Raw genomic sequence first — 22,366 nt, 5'->3', positions numbered from 1 at the left:
ACTTTTGATCGGGTATCACGCCCGGCCGTGGTGTCAAAGTATTTTTGTCGGGAAATGTCGTGCGCCGGGAGCGAATGGCCCTGTAATCGGTTTCACGATCGCCCTACCGGATCAGAGCGCGATCCAGCCGCCAATCGCGCTCAGAACTTGCACCGCGCCGAGAATGTCGCCGGTCTGACCGCCGATCTTCCGCCGCGCGACGGTCGCGACCCCGGCGCCAATCGCCGCGATGACGAGAAGGGCCAACCAGCCGCCGCACGCCATGCAAAGCAAAAGCGCAGCCACGCCCCCCGGCAGCCAGGCATGCCGCCCGCCTCCGTGTGCAGAGTGTCCCAGCCCGTCGCTGCGAGCGTTCGGAACGAGGTCGGACACGATCATCATCGCGAGCCGGCTGGCAACCGCGATCAGCGCGAACCCTGTCCACGTGACGGCGCTCGATGCCATGATCGCCTGCCATTCGAGACCGACCGCAAAAATGAGAGCGAGCACGCCGTAGCTGCCGATCCGGCTGTCGCGCATGATCTCTAGGCGGCGGGCCGTATCATGACCGCCCCAGAGACCGTCCGCACTGTCGGCGAGCCCGTCGTGATGCATCGCACCCGTGGCGATGATCATTGCCGCCACCGCGAGGAGCGCTGCCAGAGAGGCACCTAAGTCGGCCGCCAAAGCCATGGCCATCACCGCCCAACCGATGCTGCCGGTCAAAAGCCCGACGAGCGGCCATGCCCATCGGCTTGCAGACAGATCGGGCGCGTCGCCCCGGATCGTCCCGACAGGTAGCCGCGTCAGCAGCATGACGGCGAGCCGCGCCTCGTCCCGTCGCCGCGCGAGGCTCATCCGCCTGCGACGCCGGCCTCGGCGAAGGTGGCCATGCCGCTGTGGCAGGCGACGGCCCCTTTGACGATGCCAAGCGCGAGCGCCGCGCCGGACCCTTCGCCAAGCGCCATGCCGAGATCGAGTATCGGCCGCTTGCCGAGCGCAGCGCAGAGCCGCGCATGGCCGGGCTCGGCGCTGGCATGAGCGATCAGGCAATGGTCCAGAAGCCGGGGCTCCGCCGCTGCAAGCGGTGCGACCGACGCGGTACAAATATAGCCATCGAGGATGACCGGGATACGCGCGGCGCGCGCTGCTAGGACCGCGCCGCAGATCGCCGCCTGTTCGCGACCGCCAAGCGCGGCAAGCCGCTCCATCGGTCCCGCTGCCTCGTGGCGGGAGAGCCCGGCCTCGATCACCCGCGCCTTCAGCGACATGCCGCCTTCGTCCGAGCCGGTGCCGCGCCCGACCCAATCCGCCGCTGGCCCACCGAAGGCGGACGCGGCGAGCGCCGCCGCGATCGTGGAATTGCCGATGCCCATCTCGCCCAGGATGAGGATGTCCGCGCTTGGATCGACCGCTTCCGCACCTCGCGCCATAGCTTCGAGCGTCTCGTCAAAGCGCATCGCCGGGCCTTCGGTGAAATCCCCGGTCGGCGTGTCGAGCTCCAGCGCGATCACCGACAGATCGGCGCCCGCAACGCGGCACAGCTGATTGATCGCGGCCCCGCCCGCTTCGAAATTGGCGACCATTTGCGCGGTCACCTCTTGCGGAAACGGGTTCACACCTTGAGCGCAGATGCCGTGATTGCCGGCTAAAACCAGCGCCTGCGCGCGCTCGAGACGCGGTTTCGGATCGCCACGCCAGCCCGAGACGAACAGAGCGATCTCCTCGAGACGGCCAAGCGATCCCGGCGGTTTCGTCAGCTCGGCCTGCCGCGCCCTGGCCGCCTCCGCCGCATCCTCGTCAAAGGAGGGCAGCGTCTTCGCCCAGCCGGGAATCGCGTTCAGGTCGTCAAAGATCAGCTCGTTTGTCATTTCACTCTCATCGGATAACCCGCAACGCAGAGATGCACTTCGTCCGCGGCGGCTGCGATACGCTGGTTGATCGCGCCTGCCGCATCGCGGAACCGCCGCGCCAACGCATTTTCGGGCACGATGCCGCCGCCCACTTCGTTGGTGACGATCACGACCGGCGATGTCTGGGCCGACAGCGTCGTCGCGAGCGCATCTCCCGCATCGGGCCAGTCGATCTCCGCATGCATCAGGTTCGACAGCCAAAGCGTCAGGCAATCGACGAGTCGCGGGCCCTGCCCGTCGCTTTCCTCAAGCGCGCCGACGAGGTCGAGCGGTGCGGTCACAGTGCGCCATTCCGGCCCGCGCCGGGATACGTGCGCGGCAATGCGCGCCTCCATCTCCGCATCGTGGGCCTCGGCGGTCGCGATGTAGATAGCAGGACGCCCCAGCTCGAGCGTCAGACGCTCGGCCAGCAGGCTTTTCCCCGAGCGCGCACCGCCGGTTATCAGGATCGACTTTCCCATGTCTTCGTGAGAAAGCAGGTTTTCCGAACGGAGAAAAGCCCTCATGCCGCCCATCGGTCCGTCCGAGCTCATCCTGATCCGGCATGCGCCCGCAGATCACGGCGGGCGGCTTGTCGGGCGCACGGATGTGTCCGCGATCTTGCCGGGAAAGGATGCTCTGTCCAAGCTGCGCGCTGCGCTGAGCGGCTGCGAGACGGTGTCGAGCCCCGCACGACGGTGCCGCGAGACGGCCGCCGCGGTGTTTCCCGGGCGCGACATCCCCGAAGATGCCTGCCTGTGGGAGCAGGATTTCGGCGCCGAGGACGGCCTGCCATTCGACGCATTGCCGGATCTCGGCCCGCTGACCCTGTCCGAACTGGCGCAGCGCCGCCCGCCCGAGGGCGAGAGCTTTTCCGATCTCTGCGAGCGGGCCGCGCCCGCGCTCGAACGTCTCGAAGCCCGCGCCCGAGAAGGTGGGTCCATCGCCGTGATCGCCCATGCGGGACTCGTTCGCGCGGCTCTCTCCCGCGCGCTCGGGCACAAGGAGGCGGGCCTCGCCTTCGAGATCGCCCCGCTGTCCTTGACGCGGCTCAGATGCCATCCGGGCGGGCTCTCCATCATCTGCGTGAACGCACCGGGTCTGTAAGTCATGGTCCGTGTCGCAGGACATTTCGGCGAATGGCTGCAAGGCAGGCTCGGACCCGGCGGACCCGTGACGCTGGTGACGATCCCGTGCGCGGAGCTATGCGTGACGGCGGAGCGGCTCGGAGACGGCCCGCTGGACCTTGCGGGCGATGCGGGCACGGTCGGTCTTGCCGATGCTGCAATGTTCCTGGCGGGTCTCGACCTCTCCCAGGGCACGTTCCATATCTCGGCGGAGATGCCGGCGGGCGGCGGTGCCGGGGCTTCGACGGCAACGCTTGTCGCTCTGGCTCGGGCCGCTGGCTTCGAGGGTCCGGCGGCGATCCTCGCCAAGGCATGCCTGAGCACGGAAGGTGCGAGCGACCCCTTGATGTATCCTCACCCGGACCGTCTCCTCTGGGCGTCGCGCGAAGGCCGGGTGATCGCAACAATCGCGCCGCCACCCGCGGCCGAGATCGTCGGGGGTTTCCTCGGCGCGCCTCTTCGCACCGATCCATCGGATAACACCTTTCCCGACATCGCCGATCTCGTCCGCGCCTGGCGGGAAAGACCGGACCTTGCCAGCTGCAGCGCGCTCGCGTCCCGCTCCGCGGAGCGCACGACCGAAATGCGCGGCCCGACCGACGATCCGATGCCCGATTTGGTGCGACAGACCGGAGCGCTTGGTCATGTCCGGGCCCATACAGGCTCTGCACGCGGCCTCATCTTCGCACCGGGACAAACGCCTGAGAATGCAGACGCGATCCTGCGCGCTGCCGGGCTCACCCGCGTCTTTCGCTTCCGCACCGGAGACGCACCATGAGTTTCGCCGCGATGATGCTGGTGGCCTGCCTGATCGACGCGGCGCTCGGCTGGCCCGACGCGCTCTATCGCCGGATCGGCCATCCCGTCACCTGGATCGGTGCGCTCATCACGCGTCTCGACCGGACATGGAACCGTGACGACGCTCCCGGCGCCGAACGGCGCCGCAAGGGCGCATTGACCGTCGCCGTTGTCCTCACCGCGACACTGATCCCCGCATTCGTCCTGCAGGCGCTCGTCCCAGACGGCGCCCTTGGCATTCTCGTCGGCGGCCTTCTCGCCTGGCCGTTCGTTGCCCTGCGGTCCATGCACGCGCATGTTCGCGCCGTCGCGGAGCCGCTTGTCAGAGGCGATATCGAGGCCGCGCGTGGAGCGGTCGCCATGATCGTCGGCCGCGATCCCGCGCAGCTCGACCGCGGCGGGATCGCCCGCGCCGCGCTCGAAAGCCTGGCCGAGAACACATCCGACGGGATCGTCGCACCGCTCTTCTGGGGCGCTCTCGCCGGTCTGCCCGGTATCGTGGCCTACAAGGCGATCAACACGATGGATTCGATGATCGGGCACCGCACGCCCCGTCACGAGGAGTTCGGTCGGGCCGCGGCGCGTCTCGACGATCTCGTCAACCTCGTGCCGGCACGGCTGACCGGCCTCCTTTTCGCTCTCACGTCGAGCCGCCCGGGCTCCGCGATCCACGTCATGCGCCACGACGCGCGCCGCCATCGCTCGCCCAATGCCGGCTGGCCCGAAGCGGCAATGGCGGGCGCCCTCGGTGTACGGCTCTCAGGTCCGCGCCGCTACGGCAGCCGCGTCTCGGACGAGCCCTGGCTGAACGAAGGCGCGCCAGATCCAGAGCCGGGCGCGCTGAACCGGGGGCTTGCACTTTACGTCCGCGCGATGCTCTGTCTCGGCGCGGCGCTTGGGCTGATGGCGCTGATCTGAAGGGGATAGGGTGCGCGATCACGGCGGAGATCTTGGCAAGGCGCGGGCGCGTTGGGGGAAAGGCGACTGGCTCGACCTTTCCACGGGCATCAATCCGGTGCCCTATCCGATGCCAGCGCTCGAGACCGCGAGTCTGACAACCCTGCCCGGCGCGGAGGCACTCGCCGATCTCGAAGCGGCGGCACGGATCGCCTATGACACGCGCGTCCGCCCCCTGCCGCTTGCGGGCGCACAGGCCGCGATCCAGCTTGTGCCGCATCTCAAGGCGCGCGGCCGCGCGGCGATCCTCGGCCCGACCTATAATGAACACGCCGCCGCGTTGCGTGCGGGCGGATGGGCCGTGAGCGAGGTTTCGGCATCCGAGCAGCTCGAGGGCGCCGACCTTGCGATCGTGGTCTCGCCCAACAACCCGGACGGGCGGCGGATCTCCGCGGACCGGCTGGAGGCCTTGTCCGAAGAGGTCGGCCTGCTGATCGTCGATGAGAGCTTCGCCGATGCCGACCCCTCCCAAAGCCTCGCGCCGCGCCTCGGTCCAACCTCCGACCGTATCGTTGTGCTGCGCTCCTTCGGGAAGTTCTATGGCCTTGCGGGACTGCGCCTCGGCTTCGCGCTGACCGGAGCGCGACTCCGGGCGGATCTGGCCGAGCTGGCGGGACCCTGGGCAGTCAGCGGCCCTGCAATCGCGGCGGGGCGTGTCGCCCTGCGCGATCTCGACTGGCAGCGCGCGACGCGCGACCGGCTCGAGGCAGACAGCGCGCGGCTCGACACCTGGGCCGCCGAGGCAGGATGGACGCTTGCCGGCGGCACAACACTTTTTCGCACCTACGAGACGCCGGATGCGACGGAGGCACAGGACCGTCTCGCCTCGCAGCGGATCTGGAGCCGCATTTTTCCCTATTCGACGCGCTGGCTGCGCCTCGGACTGCCCGGCGATGCCTCCGGCTGGGATCGCCTCCGTGCCGCGCTGAGCTAGCGGGCCGCCGCCAAGAGCGCGTCGAGATCGAGATGCGCCTCGAGATGCGCCGCAAGCGCGTCGAGCGTGCCTTCCACGCGCGCATCATATCCCGCCTCGGACGCCACGCCGAAGCCTGCAAGATAGGCCGCGCGGAACGCATCGTCCGAGAACATGCCGTGCACGTAGCTGCCCGCGATCCTGCCATCGGCACTGACCGCGCCCTCGGGCGCAGCCTCCACACGCGCGAAAGGCCGCGCCCGGTCCGGCCCGTCGGTCTGGCCGATATGTATCTCGTAGCCGCGAAACGCGACGCCCGTCGCGACGTGGACCGCGTCGACCTCGCTCAGACGCTTGTCCGGAGACATGCGCGTCTCGACATCGAGAAGCCCGAGCCCCGCCTCGTGTCCCGGCGGACCTTCCAGCCCATCGGGATCGTGAATGACCGTTCCGAGCATCTGGTAGCCGCCGCAGATGCCGAGAACGTGCCCGCCGCGCCGCAGATGTGCGACGAGATCGAGATCCCAGCCCTGCTCGCGCAGATAGGCAAGATCGCCCCGCGTCGACTTGCTCCCCGGCAGGATCACCAGGTCCGTATCACCGGGCAGAGCCTCTCCGGGCCCGAGCATCGTCAGTCGCACGCCCGGCTCCTGCGCGAGCGGATCGAGATCGTCGAAATTCGCGATCCGGCCAAGCCGCAGGCACACGATGTGCAGCGTGCCCTCGCGGGCCTGTCCCCTAAGATCGAGCGCATCCTCCGCCGGCAGCCGCCACGCCTCGCCGAACCATGGCAGAACGCCGAAGCCGCGCCAGCCCGTATGTTGCTCGATCAGGCGGTAGCCATCGTCGAAGAGGCTCGGATCGCCGCGAAACTTGTTGACGAGAAAGCCTGCGATCTGGGCCGCGTCCTCGGCTGGCAGCACGGCCTGCGTGCCGACGATCTGCGCGATCACGCCGCCACGGTCGATATCGCCCGCCAGGATCACGGGCACGTCCGCCGCGACGGCAAAGCCCATATTGGCGATGTCGTTCGCGCGCAGGTTCACTTCCGCCGGACTGCCCGCGCCTTCGACGAGAACGAGGTCGTGCCTGGCGCGCAGCCGTTCGAAGCTTTCGCGCACGGGGGAGATCAGCTCCGCTTTCAGCCGCGCGTAATCGCGCGCCTTCACCGTCGCGATCCGGCGGCCCTGCACGACAACCTGCGCGCCCGTCTCGGATTCGGGTTTCAGGAGCACGGGGTTCATATCGGTATGGAGCGCAAGACCCGCCGCTCGGGCCTGCAATGCCTGCGCGCGGCCGATTTCCCCGCCATCCGCGGTCACGGCGGCATTATTGGACATGTTCTGCGGCTTGAACGGCGCAACCGACAGCCCGCGTTTCACCGCGGCGCGGCAAAGCCCGGCGACAAGAACCGATTTGCCCACGTTGGAGCCCGTGCCCTGGATCATCAGCGCCCGGCTCATATGCGCCTCCAGACGCTCATGCCCGTACGCGCGCCCGACCCCACGGGTTCAAAGTCGGTATTTGGGCCAACCCAAAAACAAAAGCGCCGCGCACCAAACCGCAACGCCGCGCCCGGCCCCACGTCAGACGGACAGAGCGCGGCGTCTTTGGCTTGGGCGGTCATCGGGACCGCTCCCTGTACCGCCAGCGAAGAGTGCCGGCAAAAGCGTTAAGGCTTCGTGTCTTTGGATTGGTAAAAATACCGCGGGGGGTCCGGGGGGCTGGCCCCCCGGCGCGATCCGCCTCAGCGCTTCGAGCGGACGGAGGCGCGGGCACGCTCAAAACTCGACGCCTTTCTGCGCTTTCACGCCCTCGCGGAAGGGATGTTTCAAAAGCTCGAATTCCGTCACGAGGTCCGCCGCCGCGATGAGTTCGGGCTTGGCGTTACGCCCGGTGAGGCAGACATGCGTCATGTGGGGCTTTTCGGTCAGCAGGAAATCCACCACCTCGTCGATATCGAGGTAATCGTAGCGCAGCGCGATGTTGATCTCGTCGAGAAGCACGAACTCGATTTCGGGATCGAGGATCTGCTCTTTTGCGATACGCCAGCCATGCTGGGCGGCGGCGACGTCACGCTCGCGATCCTGCGTCTCCCATGTGAAGCCTTCGCCCGAAACGAAAAAGCGGCATTCCTCGGAGAAGCGTTCGCGCAGAAAGGTGCGCTCCCCGGTTTCCCAATTGCCCTTGATGAACTGCACCACGGCACTTGGCATACCGTGGGCGATACAGCGCATGATCATGCCGAAGGCGGAGGAGCTTTTGCCCTTGCCTTTGCCGGTATGGACGATGACCAGACCCTTCTGCTCGGTTTTGGTCTTCATCATCTCGTCGCGGGCGGCCTTGATCCGCTTCATCTTCTCATTGTGGCGGGCAGTGATCTCGTCCATGTCCGGCTCCTGTCGCGAATGGCGCATGACTGGCACCCTGCCCTCGTGCAGTCAATCGCATCGCTTGACAGGCCGGGCGTGCAGCGCAACAAGGATGGGCGCACAAGGTGCCTTGGGGTCGACCCCGAGGTGAAAAGGGAATGCGGGCGCCCCGAGGGGTCATGCCGCAGCCGCCCCCGCGACCGTGACCCGGAGAGGTCGCCCGAACGCCACTGGCCCTCAGGGACCGGGAAGGCAGGGCGGCCGCGAGGCAAAGCCTCGGATCCGGCAGCCGGGAGACCTGCCTTGGGCCAGAGACCACGCAACCGGACGGGGTGTTCCGGTGGCTTCGGGCGCGATACCGACGCCCCTGCCACCCCTGCCCTCGTCCTCCGACCCCGAGGGACCCGCTTGTCCGACCCCGCCTCTCCCCAACCCGCCGAACTTCTCGTCTGCATGACCTGCCGCCGCGGGCTCGACGTTGCCGAAGACGGCACACGTCCCGGCGCCGCGCTTTTCGCCGCGCTTGACGGAACGATGCCTGAGGGCGTCACGCTTCGCGCGGTAGACTGCCTGCAGAACTGCGATGGCGGCTGCACCGTTGCTCTGCGCGGGCCCGGGCGCTGGACCTACATTTACGGAAATCTGCACGAAGCGTCGCATCCGGACCTTCTGCGCGAGGGCGCCGCGAAGTATCACGCGACCCAAGACGGGCTTATTCCTTGGCGGGAACGGCCCGATCATTTCAAAAAGAACTGCGTGGCCCGCGTGCCACCGATGGAGGACTGACATGGCCGATCTCGAGAAACTTCCCGTCACCATCGTCACCGGCTTCTTGGGATCGGGCAAGACGACGCTGATCTCCGAGCTGATGAAGAACCCCGGCGGCAAGCGCCTCGCGGTCGTGGTCAACGAGTTCGGCGATGTGGGCGTCGACGGCGAGATCCTGAAGGGCTGCGCCATTCCCGATTGCCCAGCCGAGAACGTGGTCGAGCTGGCGAACGGCTGCATCTGCTGTACCGTGGCGGATGATTTCATCCCGACCATCGAGGCGCTTCTGGCGCTCGATCCGCGGCCCGAGCATATCCTGATCGAGACCTCCGGCCTGGCCTTGCCGAAGCCGCTTCTGAAGGCCTTCGACTGGCCCGATATCCGGTCCAAGATCACCGTGGACGGCGTAGTCGCGCTCGCCGATGCCGAAGCGGTCGCAGCGGGCCGTTTCGCGCCGGATGTCGAGGCCGTCGACGCGCAGCGCCGTGCCGATGAGAGCATCGACCACGAAACTCCGCTCTCGGAAGTCTTTGAGGACCAGATCTCCTGCGCCGATATCGTGCTGCTGACCAAGCCGGACCTTGCCGGCAAGGATGGCGTCGAGAAGGCCCGCGCGGTGATCGCCGCCGAAGCGCCGCGCCCGCTGCCGGTGGTCGAGGTCGCTGAAGGCCGCGTCGATCCGCGCATCATCCTCGGGATCGGCGCCGCCGCGGAAGACGATATCGACGCCCGCCCGTCGCATCATGACGGGGTGCCCGAGCACGATCACGAGGATTTCGAGAGCGTCGTCATCGACATCCCCGAGCTCGCCTCGCCCGCCGATCTTGCCGCGCGGATCGAGCGGCTCGCCCGCGAACAGAACATCCTGCGCGTGAAGGGCTATGCCAGCGTCGCCGGCAAGCCGATGCGGCTTCTCGTGCAGGCCGTGGGCGCGCGCGTGCGCCACCAGTTCGACCGGCCCTGGGGCCCGGACGAGGCGCGCGCGGGACGGCTCGTGGTCATCGCAGAGCATGACGATATCGACGCCGCCGCCATCACCCGCGTGCTGACCGCCGCCGAGGAGACCGCGTAAGCGCCATGCATGTCGTCTTCCGCGAAAGCCACGGGCTCGAAGAGACCGACACGCCGACGGACCTGGCCCAAAGCCCGGCCGATCTGGTCGTGCTGTCCTTCTCGGATTCGGATCTCGGGGCCTTCGCGGCGGGATGGCAGCGGGGTGGCGGACGCGAGGGACGGATTCCGTCTCTGCGCCTCGCCAATATCGCGGCACTCCGGCATCCGCTCTCGGTCGATACCTATATCGAACAGACGCTGGAGGGCGCGAAAGGCATCCTGATCCGTCTCATCGGCGGGCAATCCTACTGGCCATACGGTCTGCAGCAGATCGAGGCGCTGGCGCGCGAGAAAGGCATCGCGCTCGCGGTTCTGCCCGCGGACAGGCGGCCCGATGCGCGGCTCGACGCGGTCTCGACCATGCCGGTCTCCACGCTGCGACGGCTGTCGCATTTCTGCGATACCGGCGGGGCGGTCGCGGCGCAGGCGGCCTTGCAACAACTCGCACTTGCAGCGGGCCTTTATGCGGGGCCGGTGAAGGGGTCGAAGGCCCTGCCGAGCGTCGGCGGATGGACGCCCGAAGACGGCGTCGCCTGCCCGGTTCTCGCCCCTTGGCCGGAAGCGGCAAGCGCCGCGGATGCACCGCTCGCGCTCGTGGTCTTCTACCGGTCCTTCCTGGTCTCCGCCGATCTGGCGCCGGTCGAGGCGATGTTCGCCGGGCTGCGTGCGCGCGGCTTCCGCGTCATGGGGCTTTTCGCGCCATCGCTGAAGGCGCCCGGCGCGGCAGAATGGATGGCACGGCAAGTGAGACATCTTGGGCCTGCCGCCATCGTCAACGCGACGGCCTTTTCGGGCAAGGGCGATGGCGGGGCCTCTCCGCTCGATGCGGCCGGTGTTCCGGTCTTCCAGGTCGCGCTCGCCACCTCGGACCGCGCAGCTTGGGAAGAGGCCGAGCGCGGTCTTTCGCCGGCCGATCTGGCGATGCATGTCGTTCTGCCGGAGGTGGATGGCCGGCTGTTCGGCGGCGTTGTCTCGTTCAAGGAGCCCGAGCCGCGCGACCCGGATCTGCAATTCACGCGGCTGCGCCACCAGGCGCATGACGGGCGTGTCGATGCGGTCTGCGCGCGCGTGGCGGCCTGGTATCGGCTGTCCGCGACGCCGCCAGCCGACCGGCGCGTGGCGCTCGTCCTGTCGACCTATCCGGGGCGGGACTGGAACATGGCCCATGCGGTGGGTCTTGATGCGCTGGCCTCGGCCGAGGCGGTGCTCGGCGACCTAGCGGAGGCCGGTTACTCGACAGAGGACGGCGACCTGGCCGCAGCGCTTGGGCACGAGACGATCGACTGGCCAGTCTCAGCCTATCGCGAGGCACTCTCCCGCCTGCCAGAACCTCTGCGCGACGATCTGCAAGCGGCTTGGGGACAACCCGAGAGCGATGCGCCGGAGGGCGTCTTCCGCTTTGCGGCACTCCGGCGGGGCAACGCGCTTGTCGCACTTCAGCCCGAACGGGGCACGCCTGAACTGCGCGGCGATGAATACCACGACCTCGCGCGGGTGCCGCGTCACGCCTACGTGGCGTTCTATCTTTGGCTCGCCGATCAGGCCGACGCGCTTGTTCATATCGGCGCGCATGGCACGCTCGAATGGCTGCCGGGCAAGGCCGTCGCCCTGTCCGAGACCTGCTGGCCCGAGGCGCTGACCGGCGCGATGCCGGTGATCTACCCCTTCATCGTCAACGATCCGGGCGAGGCCGCGCAGGCGAAACGGCGTATCGGGGCGGTGACCCTCGGTCATGTGCCGCCGCCGCTTGCGGAAAGCCGCACGCCCGACCGGCTCCTGCGCCTCGAGGCGCTGCTGGACGAATTCTCGAATGCCGACGGGCTCGACCCGCGCCGCCGCGACCGATTGATGGACGATATCCGCATGGAGGCGCGCGCCGAGGGCGTGGAGGAAGATCTCGGGATCGACGGGGCGATGTGCGAGGCCGAGGCGATCACCCGGATCGACCGTTTCGTCTGCGATGTGAAGGAAAGCCGCTACGGCGACGGGCTGCACGTCTGGGGCCGCGCGGATCCCGCCGCACCGCCCGAGATGGGTGCCGCCGCCTCTGCCGAGCGGCAGGCCCTCATCGACGCACTGGACGGCAAGCGGATCGCGCCGGGCCCCTCGGGCTCGCCCTGGCGCGGGCGGCAGGATGTCCTGCCCACCGGGCGCAACCTCTACACGACCGACCCGCGCGCGGTGCCGAGCCGTGCGGCTTACGCGCAGGGGCAGAAGCTCGCGGCCGAATTCGTACGCCGGCACCTGCAGGACGAGGGCGACTGGCCGCGCAGCCTCGTTGTTGACCTTTGGGGCTCCGCGACGATGCGGACCGCCGGCGAGGAATTCGGCATGGCGCTGGCGCTTCTGGGCGTGCGTCCTGTCTGGGATACGGGCACCGAGCGCGTCTCGGGCATCGAGGTTCTGCCCATCGCCGAACTCGACCGGCCGCGCCTCGACGTCACGCTTCGCGTCTCGGGCCTGTTCCGCGATGTCTTCCCAACTCTTTCGGCGCTGTACAACCAGGCGATCCGCGCGCTTGCCGCCCGTGATGAAGCGGCAGACTGGAACCCGTATGTGGGCCAAGCAGAGGCGCGCGTCTTCGGACCGAAGCCGGGTCAGTTCGGTCTCGCGATGGGCCCTGAGCTCACCGATTATTCCGACGAGGCCCGCGCTCGCGCGGGTGAAGCCTGGCTCGCCGCATCCTCCTGGGCGCTCGATGGCGAGACGGCGGTCGAGGACGCAAAAGCCATCCGCGAACGGGTCGCGGCGGCGGACGCCTTCGTGCATCTGCAAGATCTGCCCGAGACCGACGTGCTCTTGGCCGAGGATTATGCAAGCCACGAGGCCGGCTTCGCCGCGGCGCAAGGCGTCACCGGCGGGGCGGCGCGGCTCTGGCATCTGGACGCGACCGATCCGGATCGGCCCCGCAGCCGTGATCTGACCGAAGAGATCGCTCGCGTCGTGCGGGCGCGCGCCACGCATCCCGGCTGGATCGCGGGGATGCAGCGCCACGGCTTTCGGGGCGCGGCGGAAATCGCGTCGACGCTCGAGAACATGGCCGCTTTCGCACATCTCGCAGATGCGGTGCCCGGCCACCTCTTCGACGCCTATCATTCCGCGACGCTGGGCGATGCGGCGGTGACGGAGTTCATGGAAGAGGCCAATCCCGAGGCGCTTGCCGCCATGCGCGAGCGGTTCGAGGCGCTCAGGGCTGCCGGCCTCTGGCAGACGCGACGGAATTCGTCGGCAACGGATCTGAGGGCGGCGGAATGAACACTCCGCTCGTGAAAGGCTGGTGTCCCGGCGCGCATCGTCCGATGGAAGCGGAGGACGGTCTTGTGCTTCGTATTCGCCCCCATGCGGGTCGGCTCAACCGCAGCCAGGCGATCGGACTTGCCGACTGCGCACGCCGCTACGGATCCGGCCGGATCGCTTTGACGCGCCGTGCGAATTTGCAGATCCGCGGCGTGAAGGAAGACACCCTTACGGAGCTTTGGGGCACTTTGGATGGTCTCGGGCTGCTCGACCGCGACGAACGGAGCGAGGCAAGGCGCAATATCGTGGTCGATCCGTTCGGCGGCGATACCGCCCGCGAGCTTGCCACGGCACTGGAAACGGCGCTCGCAGAAGCGGATGATCTGGAGAGCCTGCCGTCCAAGTTCGGTTTCGTCGTGGACCCCGCTGCCCGACGGCAGCTCGCTAGCATCAGCGGCGACGTGCGGATCGAAGGCAGAGCGGACGGCTTGCTGGTCCGAGCCGATGGCTTGGAAACGGGGCGGTCGGTCTCGGGCACAAGCGAGGCCGTTCAGGCTGCGCTTGAGCTTGCACGCTGGTTTATCGCCTCGGGCGGGGTCGGCGCGGATGGACGCGGGCGGATGGTGCGGCACGTGGTCCGTGTTCCGCTGACCGCCGAACTCTCCGGAAACAAGCGACCCGCAGAGGCTGTGTCTCCACCCATTCCCGGCGCCACAGCCCACGGCGTGCTGGCGGGTGCGGCATTCGGTCAGCTCCGCGCGGACCAGCTCGACGCGCTGGCGCGCATCGCATCCGATATCGTCGTCACGCCTTGGCGCGCCGTGTTCCTGCCTGGCTGCGACGTCGAGGATCTCGCGGAAATTCCAGATCTCATCCTCGACCCCTGCGATCCTCTTGGCCGCATCGAAGCCTGCCCCGGCGCGCCCAGTTGCGCGCAAGCGAGCGTTGAAACCGAAGCGATCGCCCGCGCGCTGGCGCCATCGCTGCCGCCGGGCCTGCGCCTGCATGTCTCGGGCTGCGCCAAGGGCTGCGCTGGATCGGGCGTGGCCGATATCACCCTCACCGGCCGCAGGGACCGCTTTGATCTTGTGCAAGGCGGGGCGGCATGGGATGAGCCGGACCGCCGCGGGCTTGCCCCGCAGGATCTTCTCGGGCTTTGGGACAGCTGACATGCCTTACACCTACGAAAAGGATGGCGCGGCGATCTATGCCGAGAGCTTCGCCACGATCCGCGCCGAAGCCGACCTCGCTGCCTTTGATGCGGATGCCGAACAGGTCGTCGTCCGCATGATCCACGCCGCCGGGATGGTCGGGCTCGAGCGGCATGTCCGGATCTCGGACGGCATGGTCAAGGCCGCGCGTGACGCGCTCGAACGCGGGGCACCGATCTTCTGCGATGCGCGCATGGTCAGCGAAGGCGTGACCCGCAAGCGGCTGCCGCGCGATAACGAGGTGATCTGCACGCTTCAGGATCCCGCCGTGCCTGATCTTGCCGCAAAGCTCGGCACGACCCGCTCCGCCGCCGCGCTCGAACTTTGGCGGGACAAGCTGGAGGGCGCGCTCGTCGCCATCGGCAACGCGCCGACCGCGCTTTTCCACCTTCTCGAGATGCTGGAAGATCCCGGTTGCCCGCGCCCCGCCGCGATCATCGGCTGCCCGGTGGGCTTTGTCGGTGCCCGAGAGTCGAAAGACGCGCTGTGGGATGCGCAGCCCGTTCCATCGGTGATCGTCGAAGGCCGCCTCGGCGGCAGCGCGATCACCGTCGCCGCGATCAACGCGATCGCGAGCCGCGCGGAATGAGCGCGCCCGGCACGATCTGGGGCGTCGGGCTCGGACCAGGCGATCCCGACCTCATGTCGGTGCGCGCCGACCGGCTCGTTCGCGGTGCGCGGCACGTGGCCTTCTTTCGCAAGGCCGGCCGCGCCGGCCAGTCGCGCAAGATCGTGGACGGGATGCTGCACCCACAAGCGCATGAAATCCCGATGGAATATCCCGTCACGACGGAGATCCCGCTCGAGGATCCGCGCTACAATGCCTGCCTGTCGGAGTTCTACGAAGACGTGGCCGGTCGCCTTCGCGACCTGGCGCGAGCCGGAGAGGACGTTGTCGTTCTTTGCGAAGGCGATCCGTTTTTCTACGGCTCCTTCATGCATCTTTATACGCGGCTCAAGGACGATGTGCCCGTTCGGATTGTACCTGCCATCACCGGCATGTCCGCAGCCTGGACCGCGAGCGGCGCGCCGATCACCTGGGGCGACGATGTGCTGAGCGTGCTCATGGGAACGCTCGACGAAGAGACGCTGACCGCACGGGCCCGCGATGCCGATGCGCTCGTCTTCATGAAGGTCGGCCGCAATCTGCCCAAGATCGCCCGAGCGCTTGACGCGGCGGGCAAGGCGGATCGCGCGGTGATCGTCGAATATGCCAGCATGGAAGGGCAGCGGATGACGCCGCTTCTCGAGCTGGGAGAGCGCACGCTGCCCTATTTCTCCATCGTGCTCGTCCACGGGCAAGGTCGGCGGCCGTGACGGGCTGGGTTCGCATCGCGGGGCTCGGCCCCGGCGACGACGCGCTGGTGACGCCCGATGTGCAGGCCGCGATCGCGGAGGCGACCGATATCGTCGGCTACATTCCCTATGTCCGACGCATCGCGCCGCGGGATGGGCTGAGGCTGCACGAGAGCGACAACCGGGTGGAGATCGACCGGGCGAAACATGCGCTCGAGATGGCAGAGGCAGGTCATCGGGTCGTCGTGGTTAGCTCCGGCGATCCCGGCGTGTTCGCGATGGCTTCCGCGGTCTTCGAGGCGTTGGAGGCCGGTCCGAAGACATGGCGCGATCTCGATATCGCGGTCCTTCCGGGCATCACCGCGATGCTGGCCGCCGCCGCGCGCGCCGGCGCACCGCTGGGCCATGATTTCTGCGCGCTCAACCTGTCGGACAATCTCAAACCCTTCGCACTCATCGAAAAGCGCCTGCGTCTTGCCGCCGAGGCCGATTTCGCGATGGCTTTCTACAATCCTCGCTCGGCCTCGCGACCCGAAGGGTTCGCCCGTACCCTCGAGATCCTGCGCGAGTGCTGCGAGCCCGAGCGGCTGATCCTTTTCGCGCGCGCCGTTTCGACCCCGGAGGAGGCGCTCTCCGTTGTCCCACTCGCGGACGCGACGCCCGAGATGGCGGATATGCGGACAGTGGTCATCGTCGGCTCTTCGGCGACGCGGCAGATCGCGCGGAATGGTCCGCCGCTTATCTACACACCGAGATCGGTCCCCGCATGAACCCAAGCCAGCGCTTCCTCGATGTCGTGCACCTCGCGCCGCGCGGGCAGCGCCGGGCGATCGATCATCACGACCGGCAAACCAAGCGAGCGTGCCGCGGCGATCTTGGCATAAGCGCCCGTGCCGCCCGCATTCTTGGACACGACAAGCTCGATCCCCTGCGCCTCCATGAGGGCGCGGTCGGCCTCGGCCTCGAACGGGCCTCGATCGACGACGACATGGTGATCCGGGAATGGCGGCGGCACCTCCGGGGGATCGACGAGCCGCAGCAGGTAGAAATGCTGCGGGTTGGGCGCGAACTCGGCGAGGTGCATGCGCCCAACCGCCAGCATGACGCGCGCCGCCGGACGATCAAGCGCGGCCACCGCACCGGCAATGTCCGGCACGCGCACCCAATCGTCCCCGGCCTCCGGCGTCCAGGGCGGCCGCGTCAACGCCACGAGCGGCACGCCAGCTCTCTCAGCCGCGACGACCGCGTTGCGACTCATCTGTTCGGCGAAAGGATGGGTCGCGTCGATGAGATGTGTGATCTGGTGCTCCTTGAGGTAGGCCGCCAGACCCTCCGCGCCGCCGAACCCGCCCACACGCTGCGGCAGCGGCTGTCGCAAGGGCCGCGCCACGCGCCCGGCGAAAGAGACCGTGCCCTCGAGTCCCAGCTCCGCCGCATGGCGGGCAAAAGCCGTGGCCTCGGTCGTTCCGGCCAGGATCAGAAGGTTCGGGTGCATGGCTGAAACTCCGTGGCTGACGATCGTCGGGCTCGGCGAAGATGGACCGGAGGGCCTGCCGCCTGCAAGCCGCCTCGCGCTGCAAGAGGCCGAGATCGTCATGGGCGCGCCGCGTCATCTTGACCTGCTGCCGGATCTCGCGGCCGAGCGGATCGCGTGGCCGGTGCCATTCGCCGACGGTCTGCCTATCCTCCAGCGGCTTAAAGGTCAGCGCGTCGTGGCACTGGCCTCTGGCGATCCCTTCTGGTTCGGCGCGGGCCGCGTGATCGCGGAGGCGCTGACCCCCGGTGAGTGGCGCGCCCTGCCCGGTCCGTCGACGTTTTCTTTGGCCGCGGCCCGGATGGGCTGGGGGATCGAGCGAACGACCTGCCTTGGCCTGCACGCAGCGCCGCTCTCGTCGTTGCGTCCGCATCTGGCTCCGGGTGCGAGGCTTCTCGTGCTTCTCAGGGATGGCGCTGCGGCCGGCGATCTTTGCGCCTACCTTTCCGCCACGGGGTTCGGGGAGAGCCGCGTGACGCTTCTCGAAGCGCTCGGCGGCCCGCGCGAGCGCGTCTCACCGGTGATCGCCGATGCCGGGGCGGCGGACATCGCCCATCCGGTCGCGGCCGCAATCGAGGTTGCTGGCGACGGCCCGGTGGTCACGCGCGCCGCAGGCCGCGAAGATGCGCTCTTCTCCAATGACGGTCAGATCACCAAGCGCCCGGTCCGCGCGCTCACCCTCTCCGCCCTCGCCCCCCGGCCCGGTGAACGCCTCTGGGATATCGGGGGCGGCTCGGGGTCCATCGCGATCGAATGGCTCCTGTCGGATCCGTCGATGCGGGCCATCTCCATCGAGCCCCGCGCCGATCGCGCGGCTCGCATCCGCGAGAACGCGGCGGCGCTCGGCATGGGCAGGCTCGATGTCATCGAAGGCCGCGCACCCGACGTTCTCGATGATCTGGATGCGCCCCACGCGGTGTTCATCGGCGGAGGCCTCAGCCGCGCACTTCTCGATACGCTGGCAGAGCGGCTCACCCCCGGAACGCGGCTCGTCGCCAATGCCGTGACGCTCGAATCCGAGGCGCTTCTGGCAGATTGGCAGGCGAAGCGCGGCGGCGAGCTGTTGCGGATCGAGCTATCCGAAGCCGCGCCGCTCGGCACGAAGCGCGGCTGGCGCTCGCATTATCCGGTTGTGCAATGGCGAGGCGCGCTGTGATCGTCGCCGGTTTCGGATTTCGCGGCGCGGCGACGACCGCCAGCCTCCTGGACGCGCTCGAGCAAGCGGGCGGCGCGCGGGGCGTGGCGATGATCGCGACCGCCGCGGACAAGGCGAATGGACCGGCGTTCCGTGGCCTGGCCGAGACCCTCAGCCTTCCCGCGAGCGCCATTGACAGCGACACGCTCGAGCGCCAACAGACCGCCACGCATTCGCAGGCGTCAAAATCCGCGCGGGGCACCGGCAGCGTTGCCGAGGCGGCGGCTTTGGCCGCGGCAGGTCCGGGCGCAAGCTTGCTCGGCCCCCGGTCGATCTCGGCCGACCGCATGGCCACCTGCGCGCTCGCAAGGGGAGGATCGCAATGACAGTGCATTTCATCGGCGCAGGCCCCGGCGCGCCCGATCTTCTGACGCTGCGCGGGCGCGACCTGATCGCGGCCTCGCCGGTCTGCCTCTATGCTGGCTCGCTCGTGCCGGAGGCCATTCTGGATCATTGTCCGCCCGGCGCGCGGATCGTGAATACCGCGCCGCTCGATCTCGACGCGATCATGGCCGAGATCGAGACGGCCCATGCCGCCGGCCACGATGTCGCGCGGCTGCATTCGGGCGATCTGTCGGTCTGGTCGGCGATGGGCGAGCAGCTCCGCCGCCTGCGCGAGAAAGACATCCCCTACGACGTGACCCCGGGCGTTCCGTCCTTTGCCGCCGCGAGTGCCGCGCTCGGCGCGGAACTGACGCTGCCGGGTCTTGCACAATCGGTAGTCCTCACCCGTACGCCCGGCCGCGCCAGCGCGATGCCGGAGCACGAAACGCTGACGAATTTCGCCCAGACCGGCGCGACGCTGGCGATCCACCTCTCCATCACGAACCTAAGCCAGGTGGTAGCCGATCTCAGCCCGCATTACGGTGCCGACTGCCCGGTCGCGGTGGTGTGGCGCGCGAGCTGGCCCGATCAGCGGATCTTGCGCGGCACGCTCGGCGATATCGAGACGCGCATCGACGGCGGCATTACCCGCACCGCGCTCATCCTCGTCGGACCGGCGCTCGCGCAGGCGGGTTTTGACGACAGCCGCCTTTACGCTTCCGAATATGACCGCCGCTATCGCCCGCAATCGGCGGAAAGCCCTTGGGCAGACTGGCAGGCTGGCGATGACTGAGCGCACGTCCCCTCTTTGGATTGGCGAAAATACCGCGGGGGGTCCGGGGGGCTGGCCCCCCGGCCTTCTGGTCTCCGCGCCGGCCTCCGGCACGGGCAAGACAACCGTGATGCTCGGTCTCTTGCGCGCGCTCGCCGAAGACGGGCTGGCCGTGCAGCCGTTCAAATCCGGGCCCGATTACATCGATCCGGCCTTCCATTTCGCCGCCGCGGGGCGCGAGAGCTTCAACCTCGACACATGGGCGATGGACGATGCGCTCCTGTCCGGCATCGCGGAACATGCGCGCGGCGCGGAAATCTCGATCGCCGAAGGATCGATGGGCCTCTACGACGGGGTCGCCACGCGCGGTCAGACCGGCATGGGATCGAGCGCGGAGACGGCGCAGCGCATGGGCTGGCCGGTGGTGCTTGTCATCGATGCGGGCGGACAGGCGCAATCGGCAGCGGCGACGGCGATGGGCTTTGCCGCCTACGCGCCCGATCTGCCCTTCGCAGGCGTGATCCTCAACCGCGTCGCCTCGCCCCGGCATGAACGGCTGATCCGCCTCGGGATGGAGCGCGCGGGGCTTCCTGTCCTGGGGGTTCTGCCCCGGCGCGGCGATCTTGCTTTGCCCGAACGGCATCTCGGTCTCATCCAAGCCGTGGAGCATCCCGATCTCGAGGCTGCCATCGCGGGATACGCAGCATTTCTGCGTGAGCACGTGGACCTTGCGGCGATCCGCGCCGCGGCGCGCGGCGGGCCGGCGCCCCAAGCAGGACAGCTGCCGCCCCCGCCCGCCCAGCGGATCGCTCTCGCGCGCGATGCGGCTTTCTCCTTCACCTATCCGCATCTTCTGGCCGGGTGGCGCGCGGCGGGGGCAGAAATCCTGCCCTTCTCGCCGCTTGCCGACGACGCCCCGGACCCGTCTGCCGATCTCATCTGGCTTCCCGGCGGCTATCCCGAGCTGCATGCCGGCCGCCTCGCCGCCGCGAGCAGCTTCCTCGGCGGCCTGCGCCGCCACGCGGAGACAAAACCCGTTCACGGCGAGTGCGGCGGCTACATGGCGCTCGGTCAGTCGCTCATCGACAAGGACGGGGTGCGACACGAGATGGCCGGGCTTCTGGGCCTCGTGACCTCCTACGAAAAGCGCAAGTTCCACCTCGGCTATCGCCGCGCGACCCTTCTCGAGGCCATGCCCGGCGCGAGTCCCGGTGCGGCGCTGCGCGGGCATGAGTTTCACTACTCGACGATCCTCGACGAGCCCGATGCGCCGCTCGCCAAGGTCACCGATGCGGACGGTAACCCGGTGCCCGAGACCGGATCGCGGAAGGGCCACGTAACCGGCACCTTCTTCCACCTCATCTCGGCGGAGGACGCGGCATGAGCGGTTTCGTGAGTTTCGTCGGAAGCGGCCCCGGCGATCCCGAACTTCTGACGCTGAAAGCGGTCGACCGACTGAAGCGCGCCGATGCGATCCTTTTCGACGATCTGTCCTCGGGTCCGATCCTGAGCCATGCCCGGCCGGAGGCCGATCTTGTCGGCGTCGGTAAACGCGCTGGGCGCCCCTCGCCCAAGCAGAACCACGTCTCGCAACTTCTCGTCGATTACGCGACGGGGGGCGGGCGGATCGTGCGGCTGAAATCCGGCGATGGCGGCTTGTTCGGGCGGCTCGAGGAAGAGCTTGTCGCGCTGCAGGCTGCGGGCATCCCCTACGAGATCGTGCCAGGGGTGCCTTCGGCCTTCGCCGCGGCGGCGGCGGCTGGCATTCCGCTCACCCGCAGGCTCACCGCGCGGCGCGTGCAGTTCATCACCGGGCACGACGTATCGGGCGAATTGCCGCGCGATCTCGACCTGACCGCGCTTGCCGATCCCAAGGCCTGCACGGTGATCTACATGGGCAAGCGCACCTTCCCCGCGCTTGCGGCGACACTGATGGAGCGCGGCTTGCCCGGCACGACGCCCGCGCTTCTGGCCGAGGCGGTCTCGACGCCCGAGCAACGGCTGACCCGGTCGACCGTGGCCGAGCTGGCCGCACGGCTCGACATGGCGGCAAGTCCGCTGCCAGCGCTCATCCTCTACGGCCCGCTCGCCGACGAGGCCGGGCTGTGACCGAACTCTGGCTCATCGGCATCGGCACGGGAAATCCGGCCCATGTCACGCGCGAAGGCTGGCAGGCGATCCGTGAGGCGGGCGCCATACTCGTCCCCGAGAAAGGCGCCGGAAAGGACGATCTCGCAGGTCTGCGCTATGCGATCATAGAAGAAGCCGAAGCGAGCGCGCAGGTTATCCCGTTCGAGATGCCCGTGCGCGATGAAAGCCTGCCCTACGACACCCGTGTCGCCCGCTGGCACGACGAGATCGCACTGCGCTGGCAGGCAGCGATGGATGGCACCGACGGGCCGGTTGCGCTTCTGGTCTGGGGCGATCCCGGTCTTTATGACAGCACGCTCCGGATTGCCGAGCGGCTTTCCCCTGCGCCGCGCCTCCGCGTGATCCCCGGCATCACCGCGCTACAGGCGCTGACCGCCGCGCATGCGATCCCGTTCAATACCGTCAACGGTCCCGTCACGGTCACGACGGGGCGCAGATTGCGAGACCACGGGTGGCCCGACGGCGCGGAGACGCTGGTCGTGATGCTCGATGGCGAATGCAGCTTCGAGCGCCTGCCGCCCGAGGATCTGACGATTTGGTGGGGCGCATATCTCGGCATGGAGAACGAACTCCTCGAGGCGGGCCCTCTTGCCGAAGCGGGCCCGCGCATCAAGGCGGCGCGCGCCGAGGCCCGCGCGGCGCATGGCTGGATCATGGATACGTATCTGTTGCGCAAAACGACTGGATAGCGGCCTTGCCGCTCATCGGTCACTAGAAAAGGCCCCTT

At 68.4% G+C, this 22,366-nt stretch carries 23 protein-coding genes and 1 riboswitch; of the genes, 17 read left to right on the top strand and 6 right to left on the bottom strand.

Annotated features, from left to right (window positions below; genetic code table 11):
* Nucleotides 1-111: 111 nt before the first annotated feature.
* From cobS to cobU, 3 genes are read right to left on the bottom strand one after another with little or no spacing between them, the layout of a single operon-like run.
* Entirely contained in the window at nt 112-837 is a 726-nt protein-coding gene (cobS, locus tag BM171_RS12650; protein WP_093012838.1) for an adenosylcobinamide-GDP ribazoletransferase, read from the bottom strand.
* Nucleotides 834-1,850 carry a nicotinate-nucleotide--dimethylbenzimidazole phosphoribosyltransferase gene (gene cobT, locus BM171_RS12645; RefSeq protein WP_093012835.1) on the bottom strand — a complete coding sequence of 339 codons (1,017 nt, stop codon included), beginning with the start codon at nt 1,848-1,850 and terminating at the stop codon, nt 834-836. Before cobT ends, cobS begins: the two co-directional genes overlap by 4 nt.
* Complete coding sequence (gene cobU / locus BM171_RS12640) at nt 1,847-2,353, bottom strand: bifunctional adenosylcobinamide kinase/adenosylcobinamide-phosphate guanylyltransferase (protein ID WP_093012942.1); 507 nt, start codon at nt 2,351-2,353, stop codon at nt 1,847-1,849. The genes cobT and cobU overlap by 4 nt, the downstream gene beginning before the upstream one ends.
* A gap of 43 nt (nt 2,354-2,396) precedes the next feature.
* On the opposite strand from cobU, the gene BM171_RS12635 reads away from it, so the two are divergent.
* From BM171_RS12635 to cobD, 4 genes are read left to right on the top strand one after another with little or no spacing between them, the layout of a single operon-like run.
* Entirely contained in the window at nt 2,397-2,978 is a 582-nt protein-coding gene (locus tag BM171_RS12635) for a histidine phosphatase family protein (protein ID WP_093012832.1), read from the top strand.
* 3 nt (nt 2,979-2,981) lie between these two features.
* The gene (locus BM171_RS12630) at nt 2,982-3,776 is read left to right on the top strand and encodes a hypothetical protein (RefSeq protein WP_093012829.1); all 795 of its coding nucleotides are present in this window, start codon (nt 2,982-2,984) and stop codon (nt 3,774-3,776) included.
* Nucleotides 3,773-4,714 carry an adenosylcobinamide-phosphate synthase CbiB gene (gene cbiB / locus BM171_RS12625; RefSeq protein WP_093012826.1) on the top strand — a complete coding sequence of 314 codons (942 nt, stop codon included), beginning with the start codon at nt 3,773-3,775 and terminating at the stop codon, nt 4,712-4,714. Before BM171_RS12630 ends, cbiB begins: the two co-directional genes overlap by 4 nt.
* A gap of 10 nt (nt 4,715-4,724) precedes the next feature.
* A complete protein-coding gene (cobD, locus tag BM171_RS12620; RefSeq protein ID WP_093012823.1) occupies nt 4,725-5,687 on the top strand; it encodes a threonine-phosphate decarboxylase CobD in 963 nt (320 codons plus the stop codon).
* On the opposite strand, the gene BM171_RS12615 is transcribed toward cobD, so the two are convergent.
* Both BM171_RS12615 and cobO read right to left on the bottom strand, forming a co-directional pair.
* Nucleotides 5,684-7,129, bottom strand: a complete 1,446-nt coding sequence (locus tag BM171_RS12615; protein ID WP_093012821.1) for a cobyric acid synthase — start codon at nt 7,127-7,129, stop codon at nt 5,684-5,686. The genes cobD and BM171_RS12615 overlap by 4 nt on opposite strands.
* A gap of 318 nt (nt 7,130-7,447) precedes the next feature.
* Nucleotides 7,448-8,056: a cob(I)yrinic acid a,c-diamide adenosyltransferase gene (gene cobO / locus BM171_RS12610; RefSeq protein ID WP_093012818.1), complete on the bottom strand. Its 609-nt coding sequence runs from the start codon at nt 8,054-8,056 to the stop codon at nt 7,448-7,450.
* 88 nt (nt 8,057-8,144) lie between these two features.
* Nucleotides 8,145-8,358, top strand: a riboswitch (cobalamin riboswitch).
* A 133-nt stretch (nt 8,359-8,491) separates the two neighbouring features.
* Here cobO and BM171_RS12605 point away from each other — a divergent pair.
* The 7 genes from BM171_RS12605 to cobJ are packed head-to-tail and all read left to right on the top strand — an operon-like array spanning nt 8,492 to nt 16,433.
* Complete coding sequence (locus BM171_RS12605) at nt 8,492-8,824, top strand: DUF1636 family protein (protein WP_093012939.1); 333 nt, start codon at nt 8,492-8,494, stop codon at nt 8,822-8,824.
* 1 nt (nt 8,825) lies between these two features.
* Nucleotides 8,826-9,878 carry a cobalamin biosynthesis protein CobW gene (cobW, locus tag BM171_RS12600; protein WP_093012815.1) on the top strand — a complete coding sequence of 351 codons (1,053 nt, stop codon included), beginning with the start codon at nt 8,826-8,828 and terminating at the stop codon, nt 9,876-9,878.
* Between the two features lie 5 nt (nt 9,879-9,883).
* Nucleotides 9,884-13,174, top strand: coding sequence for a cobaltochelatase subunit CobN (gene cobN / locus BM171_RS12595; RefSeq protein ID WP_093012812.1), 3,291 nt, complete (start codon nt 9,884-9,886; stop codon nt 13,172-13,174).
* Nucleotides 13,171-14,325 (top strand): precorrin-3B synthase, encoded by a 1,155-nt coding sequence (gene cobG / locus BM171_RS12590; RefSeq protein ID WP_093012809.1) that lies wholly within the window; start codon nt 13,171-13,173, stop codon nt 14,323-14,325. Before cobN ends, cobG begins: the two co-directional genes overlap by 4 nt.
* A gap of 1 nt (nt 14,326) precedes the next feature.
* The gene (locus tag BM171_RS12585; RefSeq protein ID WP_093012806.1) at nt 14,327-14,956 is read left to right on the top strand and encodes a precorrin-8X methylmutase; all 630 of its coding nucleotides are present in this window, start codon (nt 14,327-14,329) and stop codon (nt 14,954-14,956) included.
* Nucleotides 14,953-15,684 (top strand): precorrin-2 C(20)-methyltransferase, encoded by a 732-nt coding sequence (locus BM171_RS12580; protein WP_093012803.1) that lies wholly within the window; start codon nt 14,953-14,955, stop codon nt 15,682-15,684. The genes BM171_RS12585 and BM171_RS12580 overlap by 4 nt, the downstream gene beginning before the upstream one ends.
* Complete coding sequence (cobJ, locus tag BM171_RS12575; protein WP_093012800.1) at nt 15,681-16,433, top strand: precorrin-3B C(17)-methyltransferase; 753 nt, start codon at nt 15,681-15,683, stop codon at nt 16,431-16,433. The genes BM171_RS12580 and cobJ overlap by 4 nt, the downstream gene beginning before the upstream one ends.
* Here the strand turns inward: cobJ and BM171_RS12570 are convergent.
* Nucleotides 16,406-17,158 carry a cobalt-precorrin-6A reductase gene (locus tag BM171_RS12570; RefSeq protein ID WP_093012797.1) on the bottom strand — a complete coding sequence of 251 codons (753 nt, stop codon included), beginning with the start codon at nt 17,156-17,158 and terminating at the stop codon, nt 16,406-16,408. The genes cobJ and BM171_RS12570 overlap by 28 nt on opposite strands.
* On the opposite strand from BM171_RS12570, the gene cbiE reads away from it, so the two are divergent.
* Genes cbiE through cobF form a run of 6 tightly spaced genes read left to right on the top strand, consistent with a single transcriptional unit; the run spans nt 17,157 to nt 22,328 of the window.
* Nucleotides 17,157-18,353, top strand: coding sequence for a precorrin-6y C5,15-methyltransferase (decarboxylating) subunit CbiE (gene cbiE, locus BM171_RS12565; RefSeq protein WP_093012794.1), 1,197 nt, complete (start codon nt 17,157-17,159; stop codon nt 18,351-18,353). The genes BM171_RS12570 and cbiE overlap by 2 nt on opposite strands.
* Nucleotides 18,350-18,718 (top strand): cobalamin biosynthesis protein, encoded by a 369-nt coding sequence (locus BM171_RS12560; RefSeq protein WP_093012936.1) that lies wholly within the window; start codon nt 18,350-18,352, stop codon nt 18,716-18,718. The genes cbiE and BM171_RS12560 overlap by 4 nt, the downstream gene beginning before the upstream one ends.
* A complete protein-coding gene (gene cobM / locus BM171_RS12555) occupies nt 18,715-19,509 on the top strand; it encodes a precorrin-4 C(11)-methyltransferase (protein ID WP_093012791.1) in 795 nt (264 codons plus the stop codon). Before BM171_RS12560 ends, cobM begins: the two co-directional genes overlap by 4 nt.
* A complete protein-coding gene (locus BM171_RS12550) occupies nt 19,502-20,872 on the top strand; it encodes a cobyrinic acid a,c-diamide synthase CobB (protein WP_093012789.1) in 1,371 nt (456 codons plus the stop codon). The genes cobM and BM171_RS12550 overlap by 8 nt, the downstream gene beginning before the upstream one ends.
* Nucleotides 20,869-21,597 carry a uroporphyrinogen-III C-methyltransferase gene (gene cobA, locus BM171_RS12545; RefSeq protein WP_093012786.1) on the top strand — a complete coding sequence of 243 codons (729 nt, stop codon included), beginning with the start codon at nt 20,869-20,871 and terminating at the stop codon, nt 21,595-21,597. The genes BM171_RS12550 and cobA overlap by 4 nt, the downstream gene beginning before the upstream one ends.
* Nucleotides 21,594-22,328, top strand: a complete 735-nt coding sequence (gene cobF, locus BM171_RS12540) for a precorrin-6A synthase (deacetylating) (RefSeq protein ID WP_093012783.1) — start codon at nt 21,594-21,596, stop codon at nt 22,326-22,328. Before cobA ends, cobF begins: the two co-directional genes overlap by 4 nt.
* Nucleotides 22,329-22,366 lie beyond the last annotated feature (38 nt).

Origin of the sequence: Roseivivax halotolerans (assembly GCF_900115815.1) — a bacterium.
GTDB classification, from domain to species: Bacteria; Pseudomonadota; Alphaproteobacteria; order Rhodobacterales; family Rhodobacteraceae; genus Roseivivax; species Roseivivax halotolerans.
The sequence above is the reverse complement of the archived record's forward strand: the minus strand, read 5'-3'. Positions and strand labels throughout refer to the sequence as shown.

Excerpts from the sequence above, each read along its gene's own strand:
- cobU (WP_093012942.1), bottom strand. The coding sequence starts at position 2,353 with ATGGGAAAGTCGATCCTGATAACCGGCGGTGCGCGCTCGGGGAAAAGC.
- cobN (WP_093012812.1), top strand. The coding sequence starts at position 9,884 with ATGCATGTCGTCTTCCGCGAAAGCCACGGGCTCGAAGAGACCGACACG.
- BM171_RS12570 (WP_093012797.1), bottom strand. The coding sequence starts at position 17,158 with ATGCACCCGAACCTTCTGATCCTGGCCGGAACGACCGAGGCCACGGCT.
- cobT (WP_093012835.1), bottom strand. The coding sequence starts at position 1,850 with ATGACAAACGAGCTGATCTTTGACGACCTGAACGCGATTCCCGGCTGG.
- BM171_RS12605 (WP_093012939.1), top strand. The coding sequence starts at position 8,492 with ATGACCTGCCGCCGCGGGCTCGACGTTGCCGAAGACGGCACACGTCCC.
- BM171_RS12550 (WP_093012789.1), top strand. The coding sequence starts at position 19,502 with ATGACTGAGCGCACGTCCCCTCTTTGGATTGGCGAAAATACCGCGGGG.
- BM171_RS12635 (WP_093012832.1), top strand. The coding sequence starts at position 2,397 with ATGCCGCCCATCGGTCCGTCCGAGCTCATCCTGATCCGGCATGCGCCC.
- cbiB (WP_093012826.1), top strand. The coding sequence starts at position 3,773 with ATGAGTTTCGCCGCGATGATGCTGGTGGCCTGCCTGATCGACGCGGCG.
- BM171_RS12585 (WP_093012806.1), top strand. The coding sequence starts at position 14,327 with ATGCCTTACACCTACGAAAAGGATGGCGCGGCGATCTATGCCGAGAGC.
- BM171_RS12580 (WP_093012803.1), top strand. The coding sequence starts at position 14,953 with ATGAGCGCGCCCGGCACGATCTGGGGCGTCGGGCTCGGACCAGGCGAT.
- cobM (WP_093012791.1), top strand. The coding sequence starts at position 18,715 with ATGACAGTGCATTTCATCGGCGCAGGCCCCGGCGCGCCCGATCTTCTG.
- BM171_RS12630 (WP_093012829.1), top strand. The coding sequence starts at position 2,982 with ATGGTCCGTGTCGCAGGACATTTCGGCGAATGGCTGCAAGGCAGGCTC.
- cobW (WP_093012815.1), top strand. The coding sequence starts at position 8,826 with ATGGCCGATCTCGAGAAACTTCCCGTCACCATCGTCACCGGCTTCTTG.
- BM171_RS12615 (WP_093012821.1), bottom strand. The coding sequence starts at position 7,129 with ATGAGCCGGGCGCTGATGATCCAGGGCACGGGCTCCAACGTGGGCAAA.
- cobS (WP_093012838.1), bottom strand. The coding sequence starts at position 837 with ATGAGCCTCGCGCGGCGACGGGACGAGGCGCGGCTCGCCGTCATGCTG.
- cobG (WP_093012809.1), top strand. The coding sequence starts at position 13,171 with ATGAACACTCCGCTCGTGAAAGGCTGGTGTCCCGGCGCGCATCGTCCG.
- cobA (WP_093012786.1), top strand. The coding sequence starts at position 20,869 with ATGAGCGGTTTCGTGAGTTTCGTCGGAAGCGGCCCCGGCGATCCCGAA.
- cobO (WP_093012818.1), bottom strand. The coding sequence starts at position 8,056 with ATGGACGAGATCACTGCCCGCCACAATGAGAAGATGAAGCGGATCAAG.
- cbiE (WP_093012794.1), top strand. The coding sequence starts at position 17,157 with ATGGCTGAAACTCCGTGGCTGACGATCGTCGGGCTCGGCGAAGATGGA.